The sequence below is a fragment of the Chryseobacterium artocarpi genome, from assembly GCF_001684975.1.
Taxonomy (GTDB): Bacteria; Bacteroidota; Bacteroidia; order Flavobacteriales; family Weeksellaceae; genus Chryseobacterium; species Chryseobacterium artocarpi.
In genome coordinates, this window is the sequence record NZ_MAYH01000045.1 from 105877 (window position 1) to 127664 (window position 21788).

Below are 21788 nucleotides of genomic sequence, written 5' to 3' on the forward strand. Positions count from 1 at the left end.
GTCATATTTTCGGGTTTAAAATTAGCTAATATGATTGGGGCAGAAAAGCTAAATTTTACTCTTTAGTATATAAAATAAAACCTCATAGGTTTTGAAAACCTGTGAGGTTGTGTGCCTGACAGCAAATATTTGCTCATCATTATTGATTCATTATTATTTACACTTATTTATTTCTTCCTTTTTCATCAGGATATAGAGACGGAAGCGGATCACTTTGCCAGAATTCTTTGGTATCGATATCCATTACAGATAAAGCTCCTGTAAAGGCTGCTCCTGTATCCAGATTCCAGATATTGGCTTTATTTGCAGGGGTAGTCATTCCAATATCCAGGGTTGGAGTGTGCCCGATAAAGATTTCATTGTAAAGAAGCAGTCTTTTAGGGTATAATTCTGAGTTCTTTTGCAGTTTACTATCCATTGCTACAGCAGTTTCCCAGAGGGTTCTGTCCCAACGATAATTGCTGGAATAGACTTCTTTTTCAGGACCATGCATAGACGAATATCCTGCATGAATAAACAGACGATTTTGCTCATCAATGTGATAAGGTTTCATCCTTTGAAAAAACACAAGATGGTTTTCCAACTCTTCCAAAGAATAATCTTTATAGCTTTCTACGGTACTTTTTCCACCATTGAAAAGCCAGATATCAGGTCCTTGTTCAAAGGATAGCCAATCTTCGCACCATACATCATGGTTTCCTTTAATAAAAATACATTCCTGTTTTTCGGAAATTTCTATTAGAAACTCGATGATCTGTGAAGATTCACTCCATCCGTCTACGTAATCTCCAAGGAAAATCAATTTGTCTTTTTCAGTAACCTCGGCACGTTCAAAAGCTTGCTGTAATGCTTTAAACCCACCGTGAATGTCTCCTATTGCTAATGTTCTGCTCATTAATTTTTTTCAAATCTTTTATGATAATCAGGGCAGGTATCTACAATTTCTTTTGCTTCTGTCAACCCGCAACTCTTATGCTCAATTATAAAATACAATACGTGAACTAGACCAGCTCCTTTTGCAAATAAGTCATTTACCTTATCTGTTAAGTTGTCTTTTTCAGGAGTAAAAGTTATTACTTCTTTTTCAAATTCTTCAAATGTCATTTTGAAATGTATTTCGGATCTACAAATTCTGTCAGCCATACTCCATTGGCAGACTGAAAGAAAGCAATTCCATCCTGATACATTTTTCCGGTTCTGATCGTAAGAATCGTTGGTTTCCCGTGTCTCATTCCTACCTTTGTAGCAGTCTCTTTATCAGCACTTAAGTGTACATGCTGACGTGTTCTTTTTTCAATTCCGGTTTCTAAAATAGAATGGATATTGGCTTCTGCTGTTCCATGATAAAGAAAATCAGGAGGCTGCACTGTTTCTAAAGCTAAGTTTATATCAATAGAGTGCCCCTGGCTGGCTCTGATCCTGGTTTTATCTTCATTGAAGGCAAATCTTTTTTTATTATTGGTTTCTACCACCTCATCCAGTTCTTTCATTGTGAAATGTGTTCTTTTTCTGGCTGATTTTGCGATCAGTTCTTCTACATCTGCCCAACCGTTTTCATCTAATTTGAGCCCTATAATTTCGGGCTGGTGCCTTAAAATAAGGCTTAAAAATTTACTTATTCTTTTTGTTTCTATTTCGTTCATGGTGTGTTCTATTAACAATTATAATATTCGGGGAGAAAGGTAACGGGCAAGTTTGTCACTTTTGATATTTCATCTGCATATTCATCAAAGCTATATTCGCCTGCTTCTGCAATTTCGCACGACGTACCATTGGCAAAGCATACTAAAATCCAGGAACCTCCGCCTCCTTTTGCCGGTAACATATTCTGTATTTCAAATCCTGTGACTTCACTTAAGATAAATAGTTTGCTTCTTTGTTCATTTGAGTATCCAAGCAAATCATTTTTTACATCTATCCATAATAAGTTCCTTTTATTTAAAATTTTCAATATTTCATCCGGTGTTTTAAACTGAAAATATTGTGATTTTTCTACTACCATATATTTAAATTCCATATACTTATCGACTTCTATTTTGCCATTGTATACGGGTAAATTTTCTTCAGGAACCTTCTCTTGTTTCTTCTTTTCTTTTGGAGAAAAAAGGGTTGTAATTATTTTAATCAAGCTTTTCATCTTCAGCAGATAATTGATTTTGTAATTTCTCACAAACAGCTATAATGTCGTCCTTTCTCACAAGTACTGAAACCCACTCCTGAGGAATATTTTCAAATCCATAATAAATTCCTGCAAGTCCACCGGTAATAGCTGCTGTAGTATCTGTATCTTCTCCTAAGTTTACTGCTTTCAATACTGATTCTGAATAATTTTCTGAGTTTAAGAAGCACCATAAAGAAGCCTCCAGACTGTGTAGCACATAGCCACTTGCTCTGATTTCATCTTCGGGATAAATTGAAATATCATTTTTTAAAATTCTTTGAAAAATTCCGACTTCACTTGGGTTAAACCCTTGTAGTTCTGCATATTCTAAGGCTAAATTTTGCATGTGTACGTATGCTTCCTTTTTACTTTTACCTTTTATTAACTGAATTGCAAAGATGATATAGATAAAACAGGCAAAAACAGATCTAAAATGACCATGTGTAATTGCTGAAACTTCCTTTACAGTCTGATATAACTTCTGAATATCATCTTCATTTTCAAGATAAAAAGCTAAAGGAATAATTCTCATTAAAGAACCATTCCCGTTATCTTCTTCAAAAATATTTCCTGAAAATCTAGCACTCTCTCCTTTTATCAATCTTGCAATAGAATGTCTTGTTGTTCCACCAATATCGAAAAGTCTTCCATGAGCGGTCCAATGCCCATATTTATTCCACTGCACAAAGCTTTGCCCTATTTTTTCTAAATCATAGCCTTTTGTAAGTACCTCAGCAAGGCACAGCGTTAAAGAACTGTCATCACTCCAGGTACCTTTAGGTTGGTTCCAGGACATATATTCCAACATTCCCATTACCGGAGATTTTTTCAAATCTTCTCTTTTTTTAAACTCTATAGGAACTCCAAGGGCATCACCGATGCATACTCCCATAATTCCTGCTTTTACTTTATTTTCCATCAGGCAAGATTTACCAGTTTATCAAATAAAAGTTTCATTCCCTGCGTTGCTGTCTCTTTCATAACAACAGCTCTCTGTCCGTAACCAAAGCCTGTTTCATTAGGATTAATAACGATTAAAAGACAATCATCTTTAATATCATGAATCAAACCTGCTGCCGGATAAACCTGTAAGGAAGTTCCAATAACCAGAAGTATATCTGCTTCCTGTACCATTTTTCTTGCATCATGCAGTAATGGAACATCTTCTCCAAACCAAACGATAAAAGGTCTTAATTGAGCTCCATCTTCTGCTTTGTCACCAATATTGATGTCTTCTTTTTGTTCGTAAACAAGTTTTTTATTGTTACATGAACAAGACTTGAACAATTCTCCGTGAATGTGAAGGATATTCGTAGAACCTGCTCTTTCGTGAAGATCATCAATATTTTGGGTAATAATCTGAACATCGAAATGTTTTTCCAGTTCTGCTAATAATTGATGTGCTTCATTAGGCTGTACTTCATGAAGCTGACGTCTTCTCTGATTGTAAAATTCCAAAACCAAAGCTCTGTCTTTTCTCCAGCCTTCCGGGCTTGCAACATCTGTTACATTATGATTTTCCCAAAGTCCGTCTCCGTCTCTGAATGTTTGTATTCCGCTTTCGGCACTGATTCCTGCTCCGCTTAATATGGTTAGTTTTTTCATTGGTTTTTAATTTTTTGTACAGTAGGGTTTATTTTCCACTAATGCACGAATATTTTTATTCCTTTTTAAAAGGTTGATCTAATAGTTTTTTATAGATGTTTTCATTTTCATCATCAAAACAGACAAAAATAACTTTCTCTATAATATCTGAGGAAAATTTTCTTACTTCATTAACAGCTATTTTTCCCGCCAGTTCTTTAGGAAATTTATAAATACCTGTGCTGATATTAGGAAATGCTATGGTTTTCACTCCAAGACTTTCCGCCAACAGTAAAGAGTTTTTATAACATTCTGATAAAAGCTGAGAGCTTTTTTCTGGATTATCATTCCAGACTGGTCCTACGGTATGAATGACATGTTTTGCAGGAAGACTTCCTGCTGTTGTCACTACTGCTTCTCCAGTCTTGCATTTACCTTGTCTGTTTCTGATCACTCTACATTCTTCCAGTATTTTTGACCCTCCAGCCCTATGAATAGCTCCATCTACACCACCTCCTCCCAACAAGGAAGAGTTAGCGGCATTAACAATGGCATCTGCATGAATCTTTGTAATATCTCCTTTTATGAGTTCAATTTTCATTGTATTTCTTCAAACGGTTTCAGCATCTCTTCTTTCTTTGTAAGCACGGCAAAAACCACTCTTTTAAATTTATTTTTATATTTTCCCTGGAGATGCTTTTTAAACAAACTTGCAATTTCTTTCGGATCGTTTTTGAAAACTCCACAGCCCCAAGCTCCTAAAATTAAGGTTTCATTTCCTTGATGTAAGGCTAGTGAAAGCATTTTATCTGTCCGGATATCCATAGCTCCCAGAATCTCATTTTCTCTCTGAGGTTCCTGTCGTTTTACTACACCTGCATTTACTGCCGGAGAAGTAATGAAATTACACAGTACCGGTTTTGGCAGTAATTCTCCTTTATCTTTTCTGAAAACAGGAACTTTCGGACTATAAATCATGGTATCTGTGTAAAAACAAGAGGTCATACTACGGTGTAATGTGTAATAATCTTCTGCTATTAACAGGCTTTCATATAATCCCGAAGTTCTGGCAAGGCTTTCTTCCTGTGCTTCTGCTCCATTGATAAATCCTCCACCCGGATTTTTTGCGGATGCAAAGTTCAGACACATTATTTTTCCCTGATCTTCTTGTTCTGCTAATTGTAAAATAGCTTTAAGAGAACTACATCGCCAGGTTTCAAATTGAGTTTCAAAATGAGTTTCCGGCATCGAAGTCGCTATGAGCTCAGAAAGCTGTTCAGGGGTGAAAAGAATCGTTTCTTTTTTACTGGTTTCCAGTTCTTTTTCTATATCTATTCTTTGGTATTCTGTATTTATATAATATTTTTTGGCGAGGATATCTAATGTATCTTTTGCCATTTCTTTATTTGTCATAATTTTTGTGTTTTAGCCACGAATGCACGAATTTTTATAAGGTTTATCCTTAATTCAAATGCGTAATGGTTGTATTTTATTTATGCATATTTGCTTTGCTATGAATGCACGAATGTTTTTTTACAATCTTATGAATTCGTGGTAGTGTTTAAAGTATTTACAAGGCTTTCTATATCTTTATTGGCAGCCTTTTTAAAATCGTTTCCGACAAATACTTTTATAATTTCTATTTTTCCTACAATTGCCTGATTAAATGTTTCAAGCTCTTCTGAAGGTACCCATAGTTCATTATGGTTTCTGGCTCCTACATTCTGAGCTGGATATTGATTGGCTATTTCTTCCAAAACATCAAACTGGGTTACAAAACCAAGATAATTTCCAAACTCATCTCTCGTATTCCACTTTTCTGCAATTTCTGATGCGTAGTCTTCATCCAAAACAGGATAGAATATGGGCTGCCATTCTAATCTTGGAGGAAATTTTTGATATCCACTCTCCATGATCAGAACCATTTCTTTTTCTCCTACAGGTCTGTATAGTTTTGTTGTTTTCATGCTTTTAATTTTTAATCTTATTATTGGCAATTTCAGGATAAAATAATAATCTCGTTTCAGGTGTTTATATTATTTGCTATTCAAAATCATATATAAAAACCTCAACATTTTTGTTCAGTAATGTTCTCTCAATGATAGGTTCTATTTCTGTCCATTTTCCACCTGCCAATCCGCATCCGATTCTTGGCATATGAATGCTTGCATTGAGTGATAAAGCTTCATTTGCTAAAGTTTCGAGACATTTTTCAATGGCTTCGTATCGAACGGGAACGCCGTTACTTCCGGTTTTTATTCCTTTTTGTCCAATCATATTGGCTACATAAATATATTTTTCTACCTGTATGATCTGAATTTCTCCTAAAGCAAAATTATTTTTACTTCTGAAGCGATGCCAGTTCCGGTATTCTTTTTCGGGTGCTTCCCATCTTTTGGAAACGGCAAGTACAAAACCTTTTCCCCAACCACCAATATCATTACAGATATGGGCAATTATTTTTATTCCTTTTGCCTGCGGAACGGTAGCATCACCTTTTATATATTGTATCGTTTTCATTGTTTTTAATTCTTAATCATTATCAATATCATCATTTCCGTCCACAATAAAAGTAAATTAAAAAAGCTTTTTAAAGTCTTTTGAATAAGGAGAAAATGATCCGTAAACAGTTTTAAATGTTATATCCAGCTTATCTAAATTCATTTCTTTATCAATCTGATCCAGACAAGTGATTACCAGATTCTTTTTTGTTGAATGTGTGTAAGCGGCGTCTAATTTTAAAGCATAATTCAGCAGTTTATCGTCTAAATCTCCTACTCTCAGTTCTTTCTGATATTCATTAAAGATACAGGTTTCCTCTTCATTGTTTTTTAAAATAATCTCTTTTTCATTGCTCATCCAGCCATTTCCGTGACGGGTTGCATAGCTTCTTGTCACATAATACATTTCAATATCTTCAATATTAAGCTGTTTGCATATTTCAGATGCGTTCTTTGAAGTGGTGTGGGCATACGTTACATTCGGAAACACTCCATGATCCATATCTAGCAAAATTCCCTGGCTTCCTTCAAAAATAAGGTTATCAAATGATTTAAGGTATTCATAATCATCTATTTTCCAATCTATCTGATCAATCGCTTCTAAAAAAGATTTCAAATGTTCTTTAACCTGATTTTCCTCTAAAAAACCGTAGTAATAAGCAATTCCTTTCAGTTTTTCCAACAGCATTTCTTTGGGTGCAATAAGATCAATTGCAAATAGTTTATAGGGGCTTTCATTTCGCTTCATTGTAGCTCCTACTCCTTTTCCGCAGGTTCCATGTTCCAGATTTTTTGAATTTGTTCTGTTTTCCCAAACATCAAACGGAGTCGTCACCTTTGCCAATGGATGGATATGAAGTTCTATATTACCATTCTGAGACTTTAATTCTTCTCTTTCATTCAGTAAAAATTCCGGATGAATAGTACAATGTTCCGTAAAATAGGATGGTAAACCACGAAGCGCACCGCTTGCAAAGCTGGAATGAACGTGTTTTCTATCATCAATCATTACCGTATGAGCTGCCTGCTGTCCTCCTGAAAATCTTATAACCACAGAATCCGGATTCTGACTGGCAAGAAAGTCTGTTGTGATTCCTTTTCCTTCATCACCAAAACCTAATCCTATAACTATTTGCGCCTTTTTCATAATCTTTAAAGCATTTGTACCTTATCTAATCCTTCTGAGTCTGTATTTGTGTATGTTTTATTTTTAAACTTTTCACAGATAATTTTCTTAATAACATCCGGTATTTCCTTATGATCTTTTATCGATATACAGTTTTCTCCTAACAGTTCAATCCAATCCCTGTTTGCTCTCATTGCCTGATCTGAGTGAAGAACGTTGATATGGTAAATTTCATATCGTTTCTTTGCTTCTTCCAAGAGATCATAATGAGTATAAGTTTGTTGTCCCGAACCCATAATTTCCCTGATTGCGGATGCCGGAAGTACTTTTAAGCAAGGTTCGTCTCCTACGGTGAACAGAATTCCTTTCTGATTTCTTTTTTCAAAGGCATCTGTTCTTGTATGAAAAGCGGCAAAATACCAAGCCAATAAATAGCTTTCTCCGGCATTTCCTCCACCTCCGGATTCTATATACGTACGGGTAAGCCACATATCCAGTTCTTCGTCTCCTGATTCAAATTGCCCTACCTGTAATGGGTAGCTGTCACACTCGTGATCTCCGATTCCCAGGAAAAGTAATGCCGGATCCGGTACTCCGCTTTGAATAATTCCCCCCATCAGTTTAGGAAGACCTTCTCTTATTAATTCATGAGGAATGTGTCCCATGCTTCCTGTCACATCAAGTCCTAAGATAATAGGAACTGTGTTTGGATGTACTTCAGAATCTCTGGATTCCCTAAATGAAATACCATTAGGAATCATTGTTTTATGTGCTTTTCTTTCGGCATTCTGAGTGAAGATTTCACTTGCGGATTTTGTTCCGTAACCTGCTTTGCTTGCTCTGTTATAACGAGCGTCTATATCGTATCTTGTGCTTCCCATGATTAAAATGTTTTTCCAAATAAATATTCAAATCGTTTTTGGGTAACTTCGAGCTGAATATTCAGATTTCTGATTGTTAATGATAATTCCATGTCTTTCTGAACGAATGCTTCGGGATTAAAATCCGCAAAAGTCAAACTGTTTCTATCCAAAGGGCTGATATCAATAAGTCCTTCCTGCTCCCGCTCAAGCCTCTTTATCTTGAGTTCAATATCTTCTACCTTGCGTCTGTAGATCAATTCTGAATCTTCTCCAATTGTTCGCGCCCGGTCTTCTCTGATCTGATCATTATTTCTCTGTAATGATTGGATAAATCTTGGTTTTAATTCATCTTCCATATTTAATTTTTTTGTGTTATTATTACGCTAATTAAAAAAGACATAATTATCCAATAATCCTGCATTCATTTTAACAGGAATCCATTATATCTGTTCTTTAAATTTTTATCTTGTAATAAAGCGATTTATTCTTAGTGTTCAGTCTTTAAAAGAAGAATCCTCAATCAAAAAAATCTGTGGGTAGAGTTTTGTTTTTTCATGATTAATATTTTGTGTTTGGTTTGTGTTTTTACCCTCTCAATTCATCCCTTACTTCCATCAAAGCAAATCCTAAAAGGTTTTCCCCGTTCCATAATAAAGGATTTTCTGCTCTTGAATCTGTTTCCAGCATTCCAATTCCCCAGATCGTGTCATAAGGACTTGCTTCTACCAGAATTTTATCATTTGTAGATAAAAGAAAATCTTTAAACTTTTTATTCTGAGAAAATTTTAAAAAGTTTCCTCGTTTTACAATCTGATACTTATGGTCATTCCAGACAACCGGATCAAAGTTTTTAACTTTTCTTCCTAAACTTTTTACCTGATTCGGGCTGGGTGATTGTAGTATTTTTTCCAGTGTTTCAGGATCATTAAATAATCGGGCTTTCCCAGCCATCATATAATGTTCTGCTGTTTTATATATAATCCCATCTTCTTCAAAATTTCCTGAAAACCATTGACTAAAACATGATTTGGTAATTTCATCTTTTACAGTATGCCCCCAGAAAAACAAAAATTTTATCCTTTGCTTCTTTTGAAATTTGTCTTTAATATTTTGTATGGTGTATTTCATATTGTGTTATTTCTACGCAAATGTAATGCAATATCAATTTATCTTCCAAATTTATTTGTGTCAATTTTACACTAATAAACATAATCAACTGATTATCAACAATAAAATTTAATTATTATAATTACAAATGATAATAACATATTAGGTTTCGGCTAAAGCCAATGGAATTTTTGTCCATAAAAAAACGGGCTAAAGCCCGTTTCTATTGAATGTATTTTCCTTGATATTATTTGTATAATATATTTTAACATGAACTATTCTATTAGCATCTAGCATAGAAATTTGTGATTATTCGTGAAAAAGATTTGTGTCATTTGTGTTTAAAAAACTATTTGATTTCGAAGTAAAACCCTTGTTCTTCCAACTCTTTATATTTTTCCTGATTGAAAGTGAATAGTTTACCTGGTCTTCCGCTTCCTTCTTTTTTAACATTATTGGTTTCATTAAGCAATCCATAGCTCATGATCTTTTTACGGAAATTTCTACGGTCTATTTCCTGTCCTACAATGGTTTTATAAAGATTCTCAAGATCTGAGAAAGGGAATTCTTCATTCAGAAGGTTGAAACCGATAGGCTGGTATTGGATCTTGGTACGAAGTCTTTTTAAAGCAATATCAATAATCCCTTTATGATCAAAAGCTACAGTGGGAAGATTGTTGATACTGAACCACTGTGCATCATCCGCGTCGGAGTCTGCAAACAGTTCGTGATAAGAAGGGTTTACAAGCCCCAAATAAGCTACAGAAACCACTCTATTCCTCGGATCCCTACCTACGTTACCAAATGTATAGAGTTGTTCTAAAAAATCAGGTTTTATGCCCGCCTCTTCATGCAGCTCTCTTTTTACAGCATCATCGAGATTTTCATCATCGAGAACCAGCCCACCCGGAAGAGCCCAACCTCCTTTAAAAGGTTCTATATTTCTTTTGATCAAAAGGATTTGAAGGTCTTTTTTATCGAAATATCCAAAAATAACGGCATCTACCGCTACTTTGATATCCTGTAATTTTTTTGGAGACTCCATAAGTTTATTTGCGTTATGAATACGCAAAGCTACAATTTATTCATAACAATAAAAAGATTTTACATATAATAAAAGTTCATACCTTTATGTTATTAATATAACCAACTTAAAATTAAATATTTATGAAAAATTTACTAGCAATTATCTCAATGGCTTTTATATTTACAGCTTGCGAGAAAAATAAAACAACAGCATCCGGAAATTCGGATAAGAAAGATTCTACAACTTCTGAATGGAAGCCTGTAGACTCTGCAACAGCTACAAAGGCATGGATGGAATACGCAACCCCTGGTGATATGCACAAAATGCTGGCAAAATTTGATGGAAACTGGACCGGTGCAACGAGTATGTGGATGGATGACAGCGGAAAAGCTGCTACCAGTACTTCTGAATGTACTAATAAAATGATCTTTGACGGTCGTTATCAGGTAAGTAATTATAAAGGAAATTTCATGGGAATGCCATTCGAAGGAATGAGCATCATGGGATATGATAATACGAAGAAAAAGTTTGTGAGTACCTGGATTGATAATATGGGAACAGGATTAATGCATGCTGAAGGTGATTGGAATCCCGCCAAAAAGTCAATTGATTTTAAAGGAAAAATGACAGACCCAAGCCAGCCAGGAAAGGAATGTGAAGTAAGGGAAGTTTATACTTTTACTGATGATAACAACCATACTTTAGAAATGTACGGTCCTAATCCTAAAACCGGAAAGGAGATGAAGACCATGGAAATAAAATTCACCCGTAAAAAGTAAAACAAAACCCGCATCATATGATGCGGGTTTTGTTTTTATGATAATATTAATCATTCAGTTTCAATACTGCCATGAACGCAGATTGTGGTACTTCTACTCTACCGATCTGCTTCATTTTCTTCTTACCTTCTTTCTGCTTTTCCAAAAGTTTACGCTTTCTGGAAATATCTCCTCCGTAACATTTTGCGGTAACGTCTTTTCTTAATGCCTTGATGGTTTCTCTGGCAATAACCTTAGTTCCCAATGCTGCCTGAACAGCTATATCAAACTGTTGTCTTGGAATCAGTTCACGAAGCTTTTCACACATTCTCTTACCGATATAGTAAGCATTAGAATCGTGAATCAATGATGAAAGAGCATCTACCATATCTCCGTTGATCAGGATATCCATTTTTACAAGCTTGGAAGCTCTGAATCCGATTGGATGATAATCAAACGAAGCGTAACCTTTAGAGATAGATTTTAGTCTGTCATAGAAGTCGAAAACAACCTCAGCAAGAGGCATATTGAAAATTAACTCTACTCTTTCTGATGTTAAATAACTTTGGTTAACGATCTCTCCTCTTTTTTCGATACATAGAGTCATTACCGCTCCAACGAAGTCAGATTTTGTAATGATAGAAGCTTTAATGAAAGGTTCTTCTACTCTATCCATTGTGGAAGGATCCATCATTTCAGACGGATTGTTGATCAAAATCGGAACTTCAGGTTCTTTTTTAGTATATCCAAAATAAGAAACGTTCGGTACCGTTGTGATAACGTTCATATTAAACTCTCTGTCAAGACGTTCCTGAACAATTTCCATGTGAAGCATTCCTAAGAATCCGCAACGGAAACCAAAACCAAGAGCTGCTGAACTTTCCGGTTCGAAAACTAAAGAAGCATCATTCAGTCTTAATTTTTCAAGAGAGAATCTCAATTCTTCAAAATCTTCAGAATCAATTGGATAAATCCCTGCGAATACCATTGGCTTTACTTCTTCAAAACCATCAATAGGACCATCTGCCGGCTTATCAAAAGAGGTAATGGTATCTCCTACTTTTACTTCACGAGCATCTTTAATCCCTGAAACCAAATATCCTACATCTCCACACTGAATGGTTTTCTTTGGAACCTGCTTCAGTTTTAGAGTACCTACCTCATCTGCTCCATATTCTTTTCCAGTAGCAAAGAATTTGATTTTTTCATTTTTAGTGATGCTTCCGTTTACCACTTTAAAGTAAGCTTCAATTCCTCTGAACGGGTTGTATACAGAGTCAAAGATCAAAGCCTGAAGCGGACCATCAGGATTCCCTACAGGTGCAGGAATTCTTTCTACGATCTGTTCTAATAAATTGTGGACACCTTCTCCAGTCTTTCCAGAAACTCTCAATACATCTTCATATTCGCATCCGATAAGGTTCATGATCTCATCAGTTACTTCTTCAGGATTCGCAGACGGAAGGTCAATTTTATTTAGAATAGGAATAATCGTTAAATCATTTTCCAGGGCTAAATATAAATTACTGATCGTTTGTGCCTGAATACTTTGAGCCGCGTCTACAATAAGAAGCGCTCCTTCACAGGCAGCAATTGAACGGGAAACCTCATAAGAGAAGTCAACGTGTCCCGGTGTATCAATCAGGTTTAAAATATATTTTTCTCCTTTATACTCATAATCCATTTGAATCGCATGAGATTTAATAGTAATCCCACGTTCTTTCTCCAAATCCATATCATCAAGCGTCTGAGACTGTAATTCTCTTTGGGTAACAGTATTCGTATACTCCAAAAGACGGTCTGCCAAGGTACTTTTACCGTGGTCGATATGAGCGATTATGCAAAAATTTCGTATGTTTTTCATTTAAGAATCTTGTAATTTGCAAAGATAAAAAAAAGCGAGAGATTATTGTCTTTCATAATCTTAATGTATGAATTTATTTAAAATAACCTTCAGAATTTAGGGTATATTAAGTATCAGTTTAATTTTTTAATCAAAAATATACTTCCCTGTCAAAGAATCCAGATATACATTCGGCATCTCCGAAGTATCCATATTACTCGGTCTTCTGGCTGTGGAACCGGAATCAATAGCCGCTCCGATAAGAGCTCCTACAATTCCTCCCGCCATAGCACCAATCATAACACCATATCCGCTAGACGTGTTTGCACCATAAAGTTCTCCCATTGTCGCCACTACAAAAAAGCCTTTATCATCTTTTGTCATTTCTAAATAGCCTACAGGAGTAAGCTTGTACGCCTTCCCTCCTTCTACATATCCGAATACATTTTCATTTGAAACGATTTCATCTCTGTATTTTACTCTTAAAACAATTCCTTTTTTATTCTTTTCTGTATAATATCCAAATTCCGGTTTCTGAGCATAAAATGATTTAAAATCTTTATATACTCCTTCTTTTAATTCCGTAGCGTTATAAGCCTGAATTTTTTTGTTCAGGTAATTCTCATAGTTCATTAGCTCACTTTCAGGAATTGCATCTGCAATAGGTAAACTCGTGTAAGATTCTTTAATAAGACCTGAAATTGAACTTGAAATATTATTCGCAATATTTTTGGGTACATTAGGGGTCAGCCTTGGTTCAGAAGTAAAAATATTATTAATTCTATTCAGGAAATAATACTTGTCATTTCTCTTAATAAAACTTGAAAGCTTAATTTTGGTCTTTCCAATAGAATTTTTATTTTCCCTTTCTATATTATCAACTTTCAGTTCTTCCAGTAATATTACAATATCATTATTTCCTTTTGTTTTATTATCATCCTGAAACCAGTTTTCAATATGATTTTTGAGATCCTCATTAGCAAATTTGATGTCAACTATCTCTTTATTATAAATTACCGTCCCTATTTCTTTATCCAGTCTGTTATCTATAAATGTTATTGATTTTGTAGTTCCTTTTTTATCCTTAATGTTTTGCTTAAGCTCTACTAATTCTGTTCTCTGAGCGGATAATAAAGCACTTAGCATCAGAAATAGAAATATTTTTTTCATTGATTATTTTTTCGCAAAAATATACATTTAAGGCTATAATTAAACGGCTTTCACAAAAAGATTTATAAGAGCCGTCCAACATTAAAAAAATAAACTATTATGGGTTTTGTTTAGGTCCCGTAGCATATTACTTTAATCTACCAAAATTTTCTGGTAAAATATATTCCCCAGTGAGAGCATCAATTCCCACTCTATAGTACTTTGCATTTTGCTTACGGGCTTTTGAGGAAGCAGCATCTATTACAGCCCCTATTAAACCGCCTATTAAACCAAAAGCTGCTGCTCCTGTAATGGTCATTGTATTATTCTGTGGAAATAATTCCTCTTCAGATGTCATTATAAAGAAACCATTATTATCTTTTTCAATTTCAATAATACTTGTTGGGATTTTTTTATAGGCAACTCCATTATCAACAACTGCAAAAACTTCTTTGTTTAAATTATCATATTCATCAACTCTTTTCACGCCTTTAATTACCCCATCTTTATTCTTTTTTACGATAAGCTCCTTATCGGGGTTTTGTTCTGCAAATGATTTATAATCTCTATAAACACCATCTTTAAAAGACGATAAACTAAAAATAGGCAACTGTTCAGATATTACCTTTTCATAATTTTCCATTTGCATCTCAGAAATTGGAATATTAAATTCTTTTATATCGTAAGAATCCTTTATAATACTAGATATTTCTGATGATATATTGGCGGCTATTGCCCTTGTAATATAAGCGTGATCTTTCAGATAATAATCTTTTGAAATTCTATTCTTTTTAAGAAAATAGTATTGATTATTTTTTTTAAGAAAAGTTGATGCCCGCATCTCCAAATGCCCTTTAACCGATTTTTCTGTTGGTACATCTTTAACTTTTAAATACTCTAGCATAAAGAAATATTGATTATGTCCACCCTCTTTATTATATTCTATAAACCAGTCTGAAAATAACTTTTCAAGGTCATCTTTTTCAAATTTTACTTCATAAGGGTCTTTTCTATGAGATACAATTCCTATAAACTTATCTTCTCTTCTGTCAAGTAAAGTAAGAGATTTAGCATGATGATTTTTATCTTTTATACTTTTTCTGAGTTCGATAAATTGATATTTTTGGGCAGAAATAAATAGGGGGAATAAAAGAAATAACAGTTTTATTTTCATAGTTGTTTTTTACAAAATTAAAAAATCTTATAAATAATTAAACGGCTCTCACAAAAAGATTTGTAAGAGCCGTCCAACATTAAAAAAATAAACTATTATGGGTTTTGTTTAGGTCCCGTAGCATTATTGTTTCCGTGAGGTTTTCTTTCATTCATTTTATCTCTCATCATACCCTCAGACTGAAACAGCTTCAGAACTTTCTGGCAGGGAATTACCTGCTGCATTTTATCTGCATATTTTTTTCTGTTATCCAAAAGCTTCTGCCCTATTTCAAAACTTTGCTGCAGCTTAGCTTTAGCTTCATCATCTGATAAAGTTTCAGGGTTAAAACTAGGATCAAACTGACTTTTTATCTGTTTCTGACTGTCAAGATATTCATTATAAAGCTGTGTAAATTCAGCTTTATCTCCCGGATCTACATTCAGATTATCCATAATCATATTATTCCTGAATTTCTTAAGCAGTTCTTTCCTTTCTTCAGGAGAAAGATTATTGATGACCTCCTTTCTTTGTTTAGGATCCATCTTTTTCCAGTCATAATCCGTTCTCTGAGCATTTAAGCCAAAGCCATAAATAATAAAAAACGTCAATATTATCTTTTTCATCTTCCTTTTTTAATTATATAAATCCAAATAAACGTCCTGAGTTGAGTTACTTGCCAATTCTGCAATTTCAGAATTAGAAAACGAATCCAGATATTCATTCATTCTGGTTTCTTCTTTTTTCTTCACAGGTTTTACAACATTTTGTGAAGTTGTTTCCTTTTCATTTTCGCTATTACTTACAAAATTCGCTTTTGTGTTATTTTTCTGATTTACAAATGTTTGATTGTTATTTTCAACAGAAGTTAAATCAGCTTTTAATGTTTCATATGCAAGTTCTCCGTCCGTTTGAGGTTCTCCTTTATTGATAGCATATGTTTCTTTAGAATTCAACCTGTTTTGAACAGAATCATTATTAGAATTGAACACAAAAATTACTCCAAAGATCAGAGCCACTGATGCAGCTACAGCATACATCCAGTTTAATTTAAAGACAGGCGCCGGTGCTTTTTCCTCTGTCTTTATGTCATTCATAACCCTCTCCTGAATATTTTCAAACAAATTATCAGGGACTGTGTAAATGTTTTTACGTTCTAGTTTTTCAATATCGAACTCTTTCATCTTTGTTTGGTCAAAATTATCTTTCGTAATTTTCCTTAATATAATCTTCTATTTTCTGCTTGGCATAATGATAATTCGTTTTTAAAGTTCCTACCGACATATCTACAATTTTAGATATCTCTTCATAGGGTAAATCATCATAATACCGCATCATAAATACAAGCTTCTGCTTTTCCGGCAGGCTTTGTATGGCGTTCTGCAATAAAATCTGTATTTCTTCGGCATCTCCTTCCACATTATCAGCAACAAGATTCTGCATATGATACTCCGGATCTTCGTCCGTCTTCTGCATTTTCTTCAGTTTGTTGACCTGCTGTAGTGCTTCGTTGGTAGCGATTCTGTACAACCAGGTATACAACTGGCTATCGTTTTTGAACTGGTGAAAGTTCTGGTAAGCTTTAATAAAAGTTTCCTGCAAAGTATCCTGAGCAAGATCTCCGTCTACAATAATTCTTCTTATGTGCCAGTACAATCTACTTTGATAGGCATCCATCAAGGCACGAACACCTTTATCCTGTGTCCGTGGATTTTGCATCAACGAAATAATTTCCGCGTCCTTAATCTTCATAAGATGCCTTTCATTGTTTTGGATTACAAAAATAACTGAAAGTTAAATTACTTATTCAATTTTCAGTGTAAATATTAAAAATAATATGAGACAGTTACGCAATAAACGTGCCTATATTGAACTTTAAACTTTCTGCATCCTCCTTCCTTTCCTGCTTCAGCTTAAAATCTTATATTTGTTATATGCAAATTGTAATTATCGGTTCCGGAAATGTTGCCTATCACATGGCAAAAGCCTTTATTCAGAATGGAATTTATCCCATTCAGATTTTTGGCAGGAACGAAAAAGAATTAAGTAAAATTTCTGAAGAACTCAATATTCCTTTTTCCACAGATTCTTTGGAAGATGCTACATTATATATCATCTGTGTAAGTGATAATTCTGTAGAAGAAGTTTCGAAAATCATTACCAAAAAGGATTGTCTTGTAGCTCATACTTCAGGCTCTCTTCCAAAAGAAATTCTTGTAGGAGAATACAGAAAGGCAAGTTTTTATCCGTTACAGACATTTTCAAAATCAAAGGAGCTGGACTACGGAAAAATTCCTTTTTTCATTGAAACAGAAAATAAGGAGGATCAAGAAGTTCTTTTTGAACTTGCTTCCAAAGTTTCATCTAATGTAATGGAAAGCAATCATGAAAAAAGAAAGTATATTCATCTTACAGCTGTTTTCGCCTGTAATTTTGTGAATCACCTTTTCTCAAGAGCAAAAGAAATCTCTGATTCCCAGGAAATTCCGTTTAATTATTTTTTACCTCTGATTGATGAAACCGTGCAAAAGATTCATGAAATAGAACCCAAAGAGGCACAGACTGGTCCGGCTGTAAGAAATGATCTTAGAGTTTTACAATTACATGAGCAGTTAATAAAAGACGAAGAAAGTCTTGAAATTTATAAGACAATGAATCACTCAATTCAAAAAATGTATGAGTTATAAAGAGAAATTAAAGGATATAAAGGCATTTGTATTTGATGTAGACGGAGTTTTCACAGATGGAAGCGTGTATCTGATGCCGGGAGGAAATATGAGTAGGGTAATGAATGTCCTGGATGGTTATGCAGTAGTTAAAGCATTAAAAAACAATTATTTAATCGGAGTCATTACCGGTGGTAATGATGAAATGGTAAAACACAGAATCAACTATCTTGGAATTCAGGATTATTATCCGAAATCTCACAACAAAATTGAGGATTTTGAAGATTTCAAAAAGAAGTATAATCTTAAGAATGAGGAAATTTTAACGATGGGTGATGATCTTCCGGATATCCATATCTTAGAAAAATCGGCAATTGCTACATGTCCTGAAAATGCAGTGCCTGAAGTAAAAGGTGTATCGGATTATATTTCACCAAAAAAGGGTGGAAGCGGTGCCGTTCGCGATGTTATTGAACAAGTAATGAAGGTACAGGGCAACTGGCACGATGATAATACTCAATCTATATAATCAGTAAGTGATGAAATTACTTTTAGCTTCACAATCCCCCAGAAGAAAAGAGCTTCTTTCAAGTCTGGGTTTTGAATTTGACGTTGTAAAAATTGACTGCGAAGAAATCCTTCCTGAAAATATTAGGATAGAAGACGCAGCTGCTTATTTGTCTGAATTAAAAGCATCTGCTTTCAGAAATTTAGCTGATGATGAAGTTTTATTGACTGCTGATACTGTGGTTGCCATTGACAATCAAATCCTTGGAAAACCAAAAGATGAAGCCGACGCTCAAAATATGCTTCGAAATCTTTCAGGAAGAACTCATCAGGTTTATACGGGAATCACTATTAAAACATCTAATAAAATTTTTACGGAGACTGATGTTGCAGATGTAACACTGGACGAGATCAGTGATGAAGAAATTCAATATTATATTCAAAATTATAAGCCTTTTGACAAAGCAGGAAGTTACGGTATTCAGGAATGGCTTGGAATGGCGAAAATTACTAAACTAACAGGAAGTTTTTATACCATAATGGGGCTTCCCACTCATATTGTTTATAAAATATTGAAAGAAACGTCTCTAATTTAAATAATTATGGAATTTCCTGATCTTTATTTAAGGATAAATAAAATGTTTCTTCAGGAAATATAAATATTATTCATTATAAAATTTTATTATTTTTACAAAATCATCAAACTGCCGATAATAAAAAGCAGATTAGCGAGTTATATTGAATAATGAAAAAGAATATTTTATTCCTTTTAGTGATCTGTCTCGTTGCTTCCTGTGCTACCAAAACAAAAAAGCCGGAACAGCGATCAAAGCTTCTGAAAGGGTTTTCCACATATTACAACACTCTTTTTAATGCTAAAGATGCATTGAACAGTGAGTTTACATCAAGAGATAAAGGACATAAGGACAATTTTTATGCTCCTTATATTCCTATTCTTACTTTTGAAGACCAGCCTTTAGGAAGTGATCTTGGGCAAACTGCTGCTTTTGCAGAAAATTCCATGAAAATGGCTGAAGTAGCGAACAGACCTTCCTCCAGAAACAATTCCGGTATTCCTAATATGCAGGGACCTCCTGGAAATAATCAGACAAATTCCGATGGCAATTCACTAAGTAAAGGTGCTACAACACTGGAAATTGCTGAAGCAAAGGCTTTAAAAGCGATTAACAAGTATTCAGTTACCAGAAATGGTGAAGAAAAAAATAAACAGATTTTTGACGCATATATGATTCTTGTACAGTCAAGAATCTATCAGAATAAACCTTTGGAAGCTTTAGATGCTCTTAACCCTGTGTTTACCCGCATGAAAGATGACAAAAGAATTCCATTGGCGAGAATTTATCAGGGTGTTGCTTATGATAAAATCAAGGATTATCACAGAGCACATGAAACTTTTGCTAAACTGAGAGGAGAGAAGATTAATAAGACGTATGCTAAACTTTTGAGTATTTATTATGCTGAATCTCTTTTAGATGCTGGAAAAACTGAAGAGGCTGCAAAGGAACTTGATTTGGCTTTTGAGTTGAATTCCAACAGGAAATTAAAGAGTAGAATTGCTTATCTGAGAGGTCAGGTGTATGAAAATTTAGGGCAAAATGATAGAGCGAGAGAGAGTTATGCATCTGCCTATAAGTATTCTAATGATTTTGAATTTGAAGTAAAATCCCAAATTGCGATCGCAAAAACCTTTAATGGAAAAGGAGACTATAACGGAGCAAAAAATTATCTGGAAAGTATCAGTAAAAAAGGAACGTATGGTTCCAGAAAGAATGAATTCTACTATGCTTTAGGCTTAATGGCAAATAAGGCGGGAAAGAAAGATGAAGCACAGCAGTTTTTCAGAAAATCTTTATTTGAAAAGGTGTCTGATCCTCAGGTTCGTGGATTGGCTTACTATGAGATAGGGAAGAGCTACCTTGAAAAAAATGATTACATAGGTGCGGGAAGCTATTATGATTCAGCACTTTCCGTAATGACCTATCAGCCTTCAAAAGTCTTATTACAGGATCAGTCTGCATACATCAAGAAAATCTCTAAGAACTATTATCTGATCAAAAAGAACGACAGTATTCTTTCCTTGGCAAAGATGAATGACGGACAGAGACAGGATTTTTTCTCAAAATATATTGCTAAGCTAAAAATCAAAGAAGAAAAAGAAGAACAGGAGAGAAGAAGAGCTGAAAGGAGCAAAGGATTTGATACCGGAGACTATAATGCCAATTCACTTTTTGCGAAAACCGGTAATGCATTTGAAGACTTTGGAGTAACTACTAAAGGATTTTATTTCAGTAATACAGGTACAATAAGCAAAGGTACAGCATCATTTAAGCAGATCTGGGGAGACAGAGCGCTTTCAGATAACTGGCGTTTTTCCAAGAAAATGGCTTCGCTTGATGATATGAAAAATGAAGCTTTAGGAGTAACTTCTGCGCCTAACCCAAGACGTTTTGAACCGGCTTACTATATTGAACAGATTCCTACAGATCAGGGAAAACTTTCACAGCTTAAAAAAGATAGGGATACAGCATCTCTTGGTCTTGGTATCATGTATCAGAATTACTTTACCAATACACCTTTGGCTACGAAAACGCTGTATGATCTTGTAGATGTAAAACCGGAAGAAAAGGTAATGTTGCAAGCTTTGTATGAGATCTTTGCCATGAACTATGAAAAGAATCCTCAGGCATCGGAACGGGCAAAACAGATCCTTATGACTGATTATCCTTATACTTCTTATGCTGAATTTGCTAGAAACCCTAAAAACACTTCATTTGTAAAATCTTCAGAAGATGTGGAGAGTGAGTACAAGAGGGCATATGCTTTGTATGAATCCGAAAAGTTTGCAGAAAGTAAAGCTGTTATTGATCAGACACTTCAGAAATATCCAAAGGATGCACTAGTTCCGAAATTAAACCTTTTAAATGCTTTTAATACCGGAAAATCGAGTGGGAAAGAGGTAATGATACTTCAGCTTGAACAAATCGCTTTAAGCTATGCAAAAACACCTGAAGGTATCAGAGCAAAAGAAATGCTGAACTACCTGAAAAGTGATCTAAGCTTTCAGGCAACGGATAATAAAGGAAATCCTGTTATGCCTCAACCAGCTTCTCCAATTCAGCAAGGAAATCAAAATAATAATCAGCCAGTGATGAATAATGGGATTCCTAAAAAACCTGGCAGTTTAAATAATAGTCAGAATCTGGATGTGAATCAGCCTCAGAATCCTATTAACAATGCAGGACAACAAATGGGAACAGGAATAGGGCAAAAACCAAAATCAAACGTTCCGGAGGGTGGTCCGGGCGATTCTAAATAAAATAAA

At 34.6% G+C, this 21788-nt stretch carries 26 protein-coding genes; 5 read left to right on the forward strand and 21 right to left on the reverse strand.

Going from position 1 to position 21788, the window contains the following annotated elements; genetic code table 11:
• Positions 1-163: 163 nt before the first annotated feature.
• The 15 genes from BBI01_RS15235 to BBI01_RS15305 all read right to left on the reverse strand — a co-directional run bounded on the left by BBI01_RS15235 (position 164) and on the right by BBI01_RS15305 (position 10387).
• The gene (locus tag BBI01_RS15235; protein WP_065395510.1) at positions 164-895 is read right to left on the reverse strand and encodes a metallophosphoesterase; all 732 of its coding nucleotides are present in this window, start codon (positions 893-895) and stop codon (positions 164-166) included.
• Complete coding sequence (locus tag BBI01_RS15240; RefSeq protein WP_065395511.1) at positions 895-1104, reverse strand: hypothetical protein; 210 nt, start codon at positions 1102-1104, stop codon at positions 895-897. The genes BBI01_RS15235 and BBI01_RS15240 overlap by 1 nt, the downstream gene beginning before the upstream one ends.
• Positions 1101-1643, reverse strand: coding sequence for an RNA 2'-phosphotransferase (locus tag BBI01_RS15245; protein WP_065395512.1), 543 nt, complete (start codon positions 1641-1643; stop codon positions 1101-1103). Before BBI01_RS15245 ends, BBI01_RS15240 begins: the two co-directional genes overlap by 4 nt.
• An 11-nt stretch (positions 1644-1654) precedes the next feature.
• On the reverse strand, positions 1655-2137 hold the full coding sequence (locus BBI01_RS15250; protein ID WP_065395513.1) for an ATP-grasp domain-containing protein: 483 nt from the start codon (positions 2135-2137) through the stop codon (positions 1655-1657).
• Positions 2121-3080, reverse strand: a complete 960-nt coding sequence (locus BBI01_RS15255) for an ADP-ribosylglycohydrolase family protein (protein WP_065395514.1) — start codon at positions 3078-3080, stop codon at positions 2121-2123. The genes BBI01_RS15250 and BBI01_RS15255 overlap by 17 nt, the downstream gene beginning before the upstream one ends.
• On the reverse strand, positions 3080-3766 hold the full coding sequence (locus BBI01_RS15260; protein ID WP_065395515.1) for an SIR2 family NAD-dependent protein deacylase: 687 nt from the start codon (positions 3764-3766) through the stop codon (positions 3080-3082). Before BBI01_RS15260 ends, BBI01_RS15255 begins: the two co-directional genes overlap by 1 nt.
• Before the next feature lie 55 nt (positions 3767-3821).
• Entirely contained in the window at positions 3822-4346 is a 525-nt protein-coding gene (locus tag BBI01_RS15265; RefSeq protein WP_065395516.1) for an O-acetyl-ADP-ribose deacetylase, read from the reverse strand.
• Positions 4343-5158, reverse strand: coding sequence for a TIGR02452 family protein (locus BBI01_RS15270; RefSeq protein WP_065395517.1), 816 nt, complete (start codon positions 5156-5158; stop codon positions 4343-4345). The genes BBI01_RS15265 and BBI01_RS15270 overlap by 4 nt, the downstream gene beginning before the upstream one ends.
• Before the next feature lie 128 nt (positions 5159-5286).
• On the reverse strand, positions 5287-5712 hold the full coding sequence (locus BBI01_RS15275) for an ADP-ribosylation/crystallin J1 (RefSeq protein WP_065395518.1): 426 nt from the start codon (positions 5710-5712) through the stop codon (positions 5287-5289).
• Positions 5713-5788: 76 nt separating this feature from the next.
• Positions 5789-6265, reverse strand: coding sequence for a macro domain-containing protein (locus BBI01_RS15280; RefSeq protein ID WP_065395519.1), 477 nt, complete (start codon positions 6263-6265; stop codon positions 5789-5791).
• Between the two features lie 57 nt (positions 6266-6322).
• Entirely contained in the window at positions 6323-7393 is a 1071-nt protein-coding gene (locus BBI01_RS15285; RefSeq protein WP_065395520.1) for an adenylosuccinate synthetase, read from the reverse strand.
• A 5-nt stretch (positions 7394-7398) separates the two neighbouring features.
• Complete coding sequence (locus BBI01_RS15290; RefSeq protein ID WP_065395521.1) at positions 7399-8253, reverse strand: hypothetical protein; 855 nt, start codon at positions 8251-8253, stop codon at positions 7399-7401.
• A gap of 2 nt (positions 8254-8255) precedes the next feature.
• Complete coding sequence (locus tag BBI01_RS15295) at positions 8256-8591, reverse strand: hypothetical protein (RefSeq protein ID WP_065395522.1); 336 nt, start codon at positions 8589-8591, stop codon at positions 8256-8258.
• 229 nt (positions 8592-8820) lie between these two features.
• On the reverse strand, positions 8821-9363 hold the full coding sequence (ybiA, locus tag BBI01_RS15300; RefSeq protein ID WP_065395523.1) for a riboflavin biosynthesis intermediates N-glycosidase: 543 nt from the start codon (positions 9361-9363) through the stop codon (positions 8821-8823).
• Between the two features lie 328 nt (positions 9364-9691).
• Entirely contained in the window at positions 9692-10387 is a 696-nt protein-coding gene (locus BBI01_RS15305; protein WP_065395524.1) for an NUDIX hydrolase, read from the reverse strand.
• Positions 10388-10509: 122 nt separating this feature from the next.
• Between BBI01_RS15305 and BBI01_RS15310 the strand changes: the two genes are divergently transcribed.
• A complete protein-coding gene (locus BBI01_RS15310) occupies positions 10510-11148 on the forward strand; it encodes a DUF1579 domain-containing protein (protein WP_065395525.1) in 639 nt (212 codons plus the stop codon).
• Positions 11149-11194: 46 nt separating this feature from the next.
• Here the strand turns inward: BBI01_RS15310 and lepA are convergent, their stop codons facing one another.
• The 6 genes from lepA to BBI01_RS15340 all read right to left on the reverse strand — a co-directional run bounded on the left by lepA (position 11195) and on the right by BBI01_RS15340 (position 17024).
• Complete coding sequence (lepA, locus tag BBI01_RS15315) at positions 11195-12991, reverse strand: translation elongation factor 4 (RefSeq protein ID WP_065395526.1); 1797 nt, start codon at positions 12989-12991, stop codon at positions 11195-11197.
• Positions 12992-13117: 126 nt separating this feature from the next.
• Positions 13118-14140 carry a glycine zipper 2TM domain-containing protein gene (locus BBI01_RS15320; protein ID WP_065395527.1) on the reverse strand — a complete coding sequence of 341 codons (1023 nt, stop codon included), beginning with the start codon at positions 14138-14140 and terminating at the stop codon, positions 13118-13120.
• Positions 14141-14267: 127 nt separating this feature from the next.
• Entirely contained in the window at positions 14268-15293 is a 1026-nt protein-coding gene (locus tag BBI01_RS15325) for a hypothetical protein (protein WP_065395528.1), read from the reverse strand.
• 95 nt (positions 15294-15388) lie between these two features.
• Positions 15389-15898, reverse strand: coding sequence for a hypothetical protein (locus tag BBI01_RS15330; protein ID WP_065395529.1), 510 nt, complete (start codon positions 15896-15898; stop codon positions 15389-15391).
• 9 nt (positions 15899-15907) lie between these two features.
• A complete protein-coding gene (locus BBI01_RS15335) occupies positions 15908-16456 on the reverse strand; it encodes a hypothetical protein (protein WP_065395530.1) in 549 nt (182 codons plus the stop codon).
• Between the two features lie 16 nt (positions 16457-16472).
• Positions 16473-17024: an RNA polymerase sigma factor gene (locus BBI01_RS15340; RefSeq protein WP_065395531.1), complete on the reverse strand. Its 552-nt coding sequence runs from the start codon at positions 17022-17024 to the stop codon at positions 16473-16475.
• A 182-nt stretch (positions 17025-17206) separates the two neighbouring features.
• Here BBI01_RS15340 and BBI01_RS15345 point away from each other — a divergent pair, with 182 nt between their 5' ends.
• The 4 genes from BBI01_RS15345 to porW all read left to right on the forward strand — a co-directional run bounded on the left by BBI01_RS15345 (position 17207) and on the right by porW (position 21782).
• Positions 17207-17959: a Rossmann-like and DUF2520 domain-containing protein gene (locus tag BBI01_RS15345; RefSeq protein WP_065395532.1), complete on the forward strand. Its 753-nt coding sequence runs from the start codon at positions 17207-17209 to the stop codon at positions 17957-17959.
• A complete protein-coding gene (locus BBI01_RS15350) occupies positions 17949-18467 on the forward strand; it encodes a KdsC family phosphatase (RefSeq protein ID WP_065395533.1) in 519 nt (172 codons plus the stop codon). Before BBI01_RS15345 ends, BBI01_RS15350 begins: the two co-directional genes overlap by 11 nt.
• Positions 18468-18477: 10 nt before the next feature.
• Entirely contained in the window at positions 18478-19041 is a 564-nt protein-coding gene (locus tag BBI01_RS15355; protein WP_065395534.1) for a Maf family protein, read from the forward strand.
• Between the two features lie 149 nt (positions 19042-19190).
• Positions 19191-21782: a type IX secretion system periplasmic lipoprotein PorW/SprE gene (porW, locus tag BBI01_RS15360; protein ID WP_123862155.1), complete on the forward strand. Its 2592-nt coding sequence runs from the start codon at positions 19191-19193 to the stop codon at positions 21780-21782.
• Positions 21783-21788 lie beyond the last annotated feature (6 nt).

Excerpts from the sequence above, each read along its gene's own strand:
- BBI01_RS15235 (WP_065395510.1), bottom strand. The coding sequence starts at position 895 with ATGAGCAGAACATTAGCAATAGGAGACATTCACGGTGGGTTTAAAGCA.
- BBI01_RS15240 (WP_065395511.1), bottom strand. The coding sequence starts at position 1,104 with ATGACATTTGAAGAATTTGAAAAAGAAGTAATAACTTTTACTCCTGAA.
- BBI01_RS15245 (WP_065395512.1), bottom strand. The coding sequence starts at position 1,643 with ATGAACGAAATAGAAACAAAAAGAATAAGTAAATTTTTAAGCCTTATT.
- BBI01_RS15250 (WP_065395513.1), bottom strand. The coding sequence starts at position 2,137 with ATGAAAAGCTTGATTAAAATAATTACAACCCTTTTTTCTCCAAAAGAA.
- BBI01_RS15255 (WP_065395514.1), bottom strand. The coding sequence starts at position 3,080 with ATGGAAAATAAAGTAAAAGCAGGAATTATGGGAGTATGCATCGGTGAT.
- BBI01_RS15260 (WP_065395515.1), bottom strand. The coding sequence starts at position 3,766 with ATGAAAAAACTAACCATATTAAGCGGAGCAGGAATCAGTGCCGAAAGC.
- BBI01_RS15265 (WP_065395516.1), bottom strand. The coding sequence starts at position 4,346 with ATGAAAATTGAACTCATAAAAGGAGATATTACAAAGATTCATGCAGAT.
- BBI01_RS15270 (WP_065395517.1), bottom strand. The coding sequence starts at position 5,158 with ATGACAAATAAAGAAATGGCAAAAGATACATTAGATATCCTCGCCAAA.
- BBI01_RS15275 (WP_065395518.1), bottom strand. The coding sequence starts at position 5,712 with ATGAAAACAACAAAACTATACAGACCTGTAGGAGAAAAAGAAATGGTT.
- BBI01_RS15280 (WP_065395519.1), bottom strand. The coding sequence starts at position 6,265 with ATGAAAACGATACAATATATAAAAGGTGATGCTACCGTTCCGCAGGCA.
- BBI01_RS15285 (WP_065395520.1), bottom strand. The coding sequence starts at position 7,393 with ATGAAAAAGGCGCAAATAGTTATAGGATTAGGTTTTGGTGATGAAGGA.
- BBI01_RS15290 (WP_065395521.1), bottom strand. The coding sequence starts at position 8,253 with ATGGGAAGCACAAGATACGATATAGACGCTCGTTATAACAGAGCAAGC.
- BBI01_RS15295 (WP_065395522.1), bottom strand. The coding sequence starts at position 8,591 with ATGGAAGATGAATTAAAACCAAGATTTATCCAATCATTACAGAGAAAT.
- ybiA (WP_065395523.1), bottom strand. The coding sequence starts at position 9,363 with ATGAAATACACCATACAAAATATTAAAGACAAATTTCAAAAGAAGCAA.
- BBI01_RS15305 (WP_065395524.1), bottom strand. The coding sequence starts at position 10,387 with ATGGAGTCTCCAAAAAAATTACAGGATATCAAAGTAGCGGTAGATGCC.
- BBI01_RS15310 (WP_065395525.1), top strand. The coding sequence starts at position 10,510 with ATGAAAAATTTACTAGCAATTATCTCAATGGCTTTTATATTTACAGCT.
- lepA (WP_065395526.1), bottom strand. The coding sequence starts at position 12,991 with ATGAAAAACATACGAAATTTTTGCATAATCGCTCATATCGACCACGGT.
- BBI01_RS15320 (WP_065395527.1), bottom strand. The coding sequence starts at position 14,140 with ATGAAAAAAATATTTCTATTTCTGATGCTAAGTGCTTTATTATCCGCT.
- BBI01_RS15325 (WP_065395528.1), bottom strand. The coding sequence starts at position 15,293 with ATGAAAATAAAACTGTTATTTCTTTTATTCCCCCTATTTATTTCTGCC.
- BBI01_RS15330 (WP_065395529.1), bottom strand. The coding sequence starts at position 15,898 with ATGAAAAAGATAATATTGACGTTTTTTATTATTTATGGCTTTGGCTTA.
- BBI01_RS15335 (WP_065395530.1), bottom strand. The coding sequence starts at position 16,456 with ATGAAAGAGTTCGATATTGAAAAACTAGAACGTAAAAACATTTACACA.
- BBI01_RS15340 (WP_065395531.1), bottom strand. The coding sequence starts at position 17,024 with ATGAAGATTAAGGACGCGGAAATTATTTCGTTGATGCAAAATCCACGG.
- BBI01_RS15345 (WP_065395532.1), top strand. The coding sequence starts at position 17,207 with ATGCAAATTGTAATTATCGGTTCCGGAAATGTTGCCTATCACATGGCA.
- BBI01_RS15350 (WP_065395533.1), top strand. The coding sequence starts at position 17,949 with ATGAGTTATAAAGAGAAATTAAAGGATATAAAGGCATTTGTATTTGAT.
- BBI01_RS15355 (WP_065395534.1), top strand. The coding sequence starts at position 18,478 with ATGAAATTACTTTTAGCTTCACAATCCCCCAGAAGAAAAGAGCTTCTT.
- porW (WP_123862155.1), top strand. The coding sequence starts at position 19,191 with ATGAAAAAGAATATTTTATTCCTTTTAGTGATCTGTCTCGTTGCTTCC.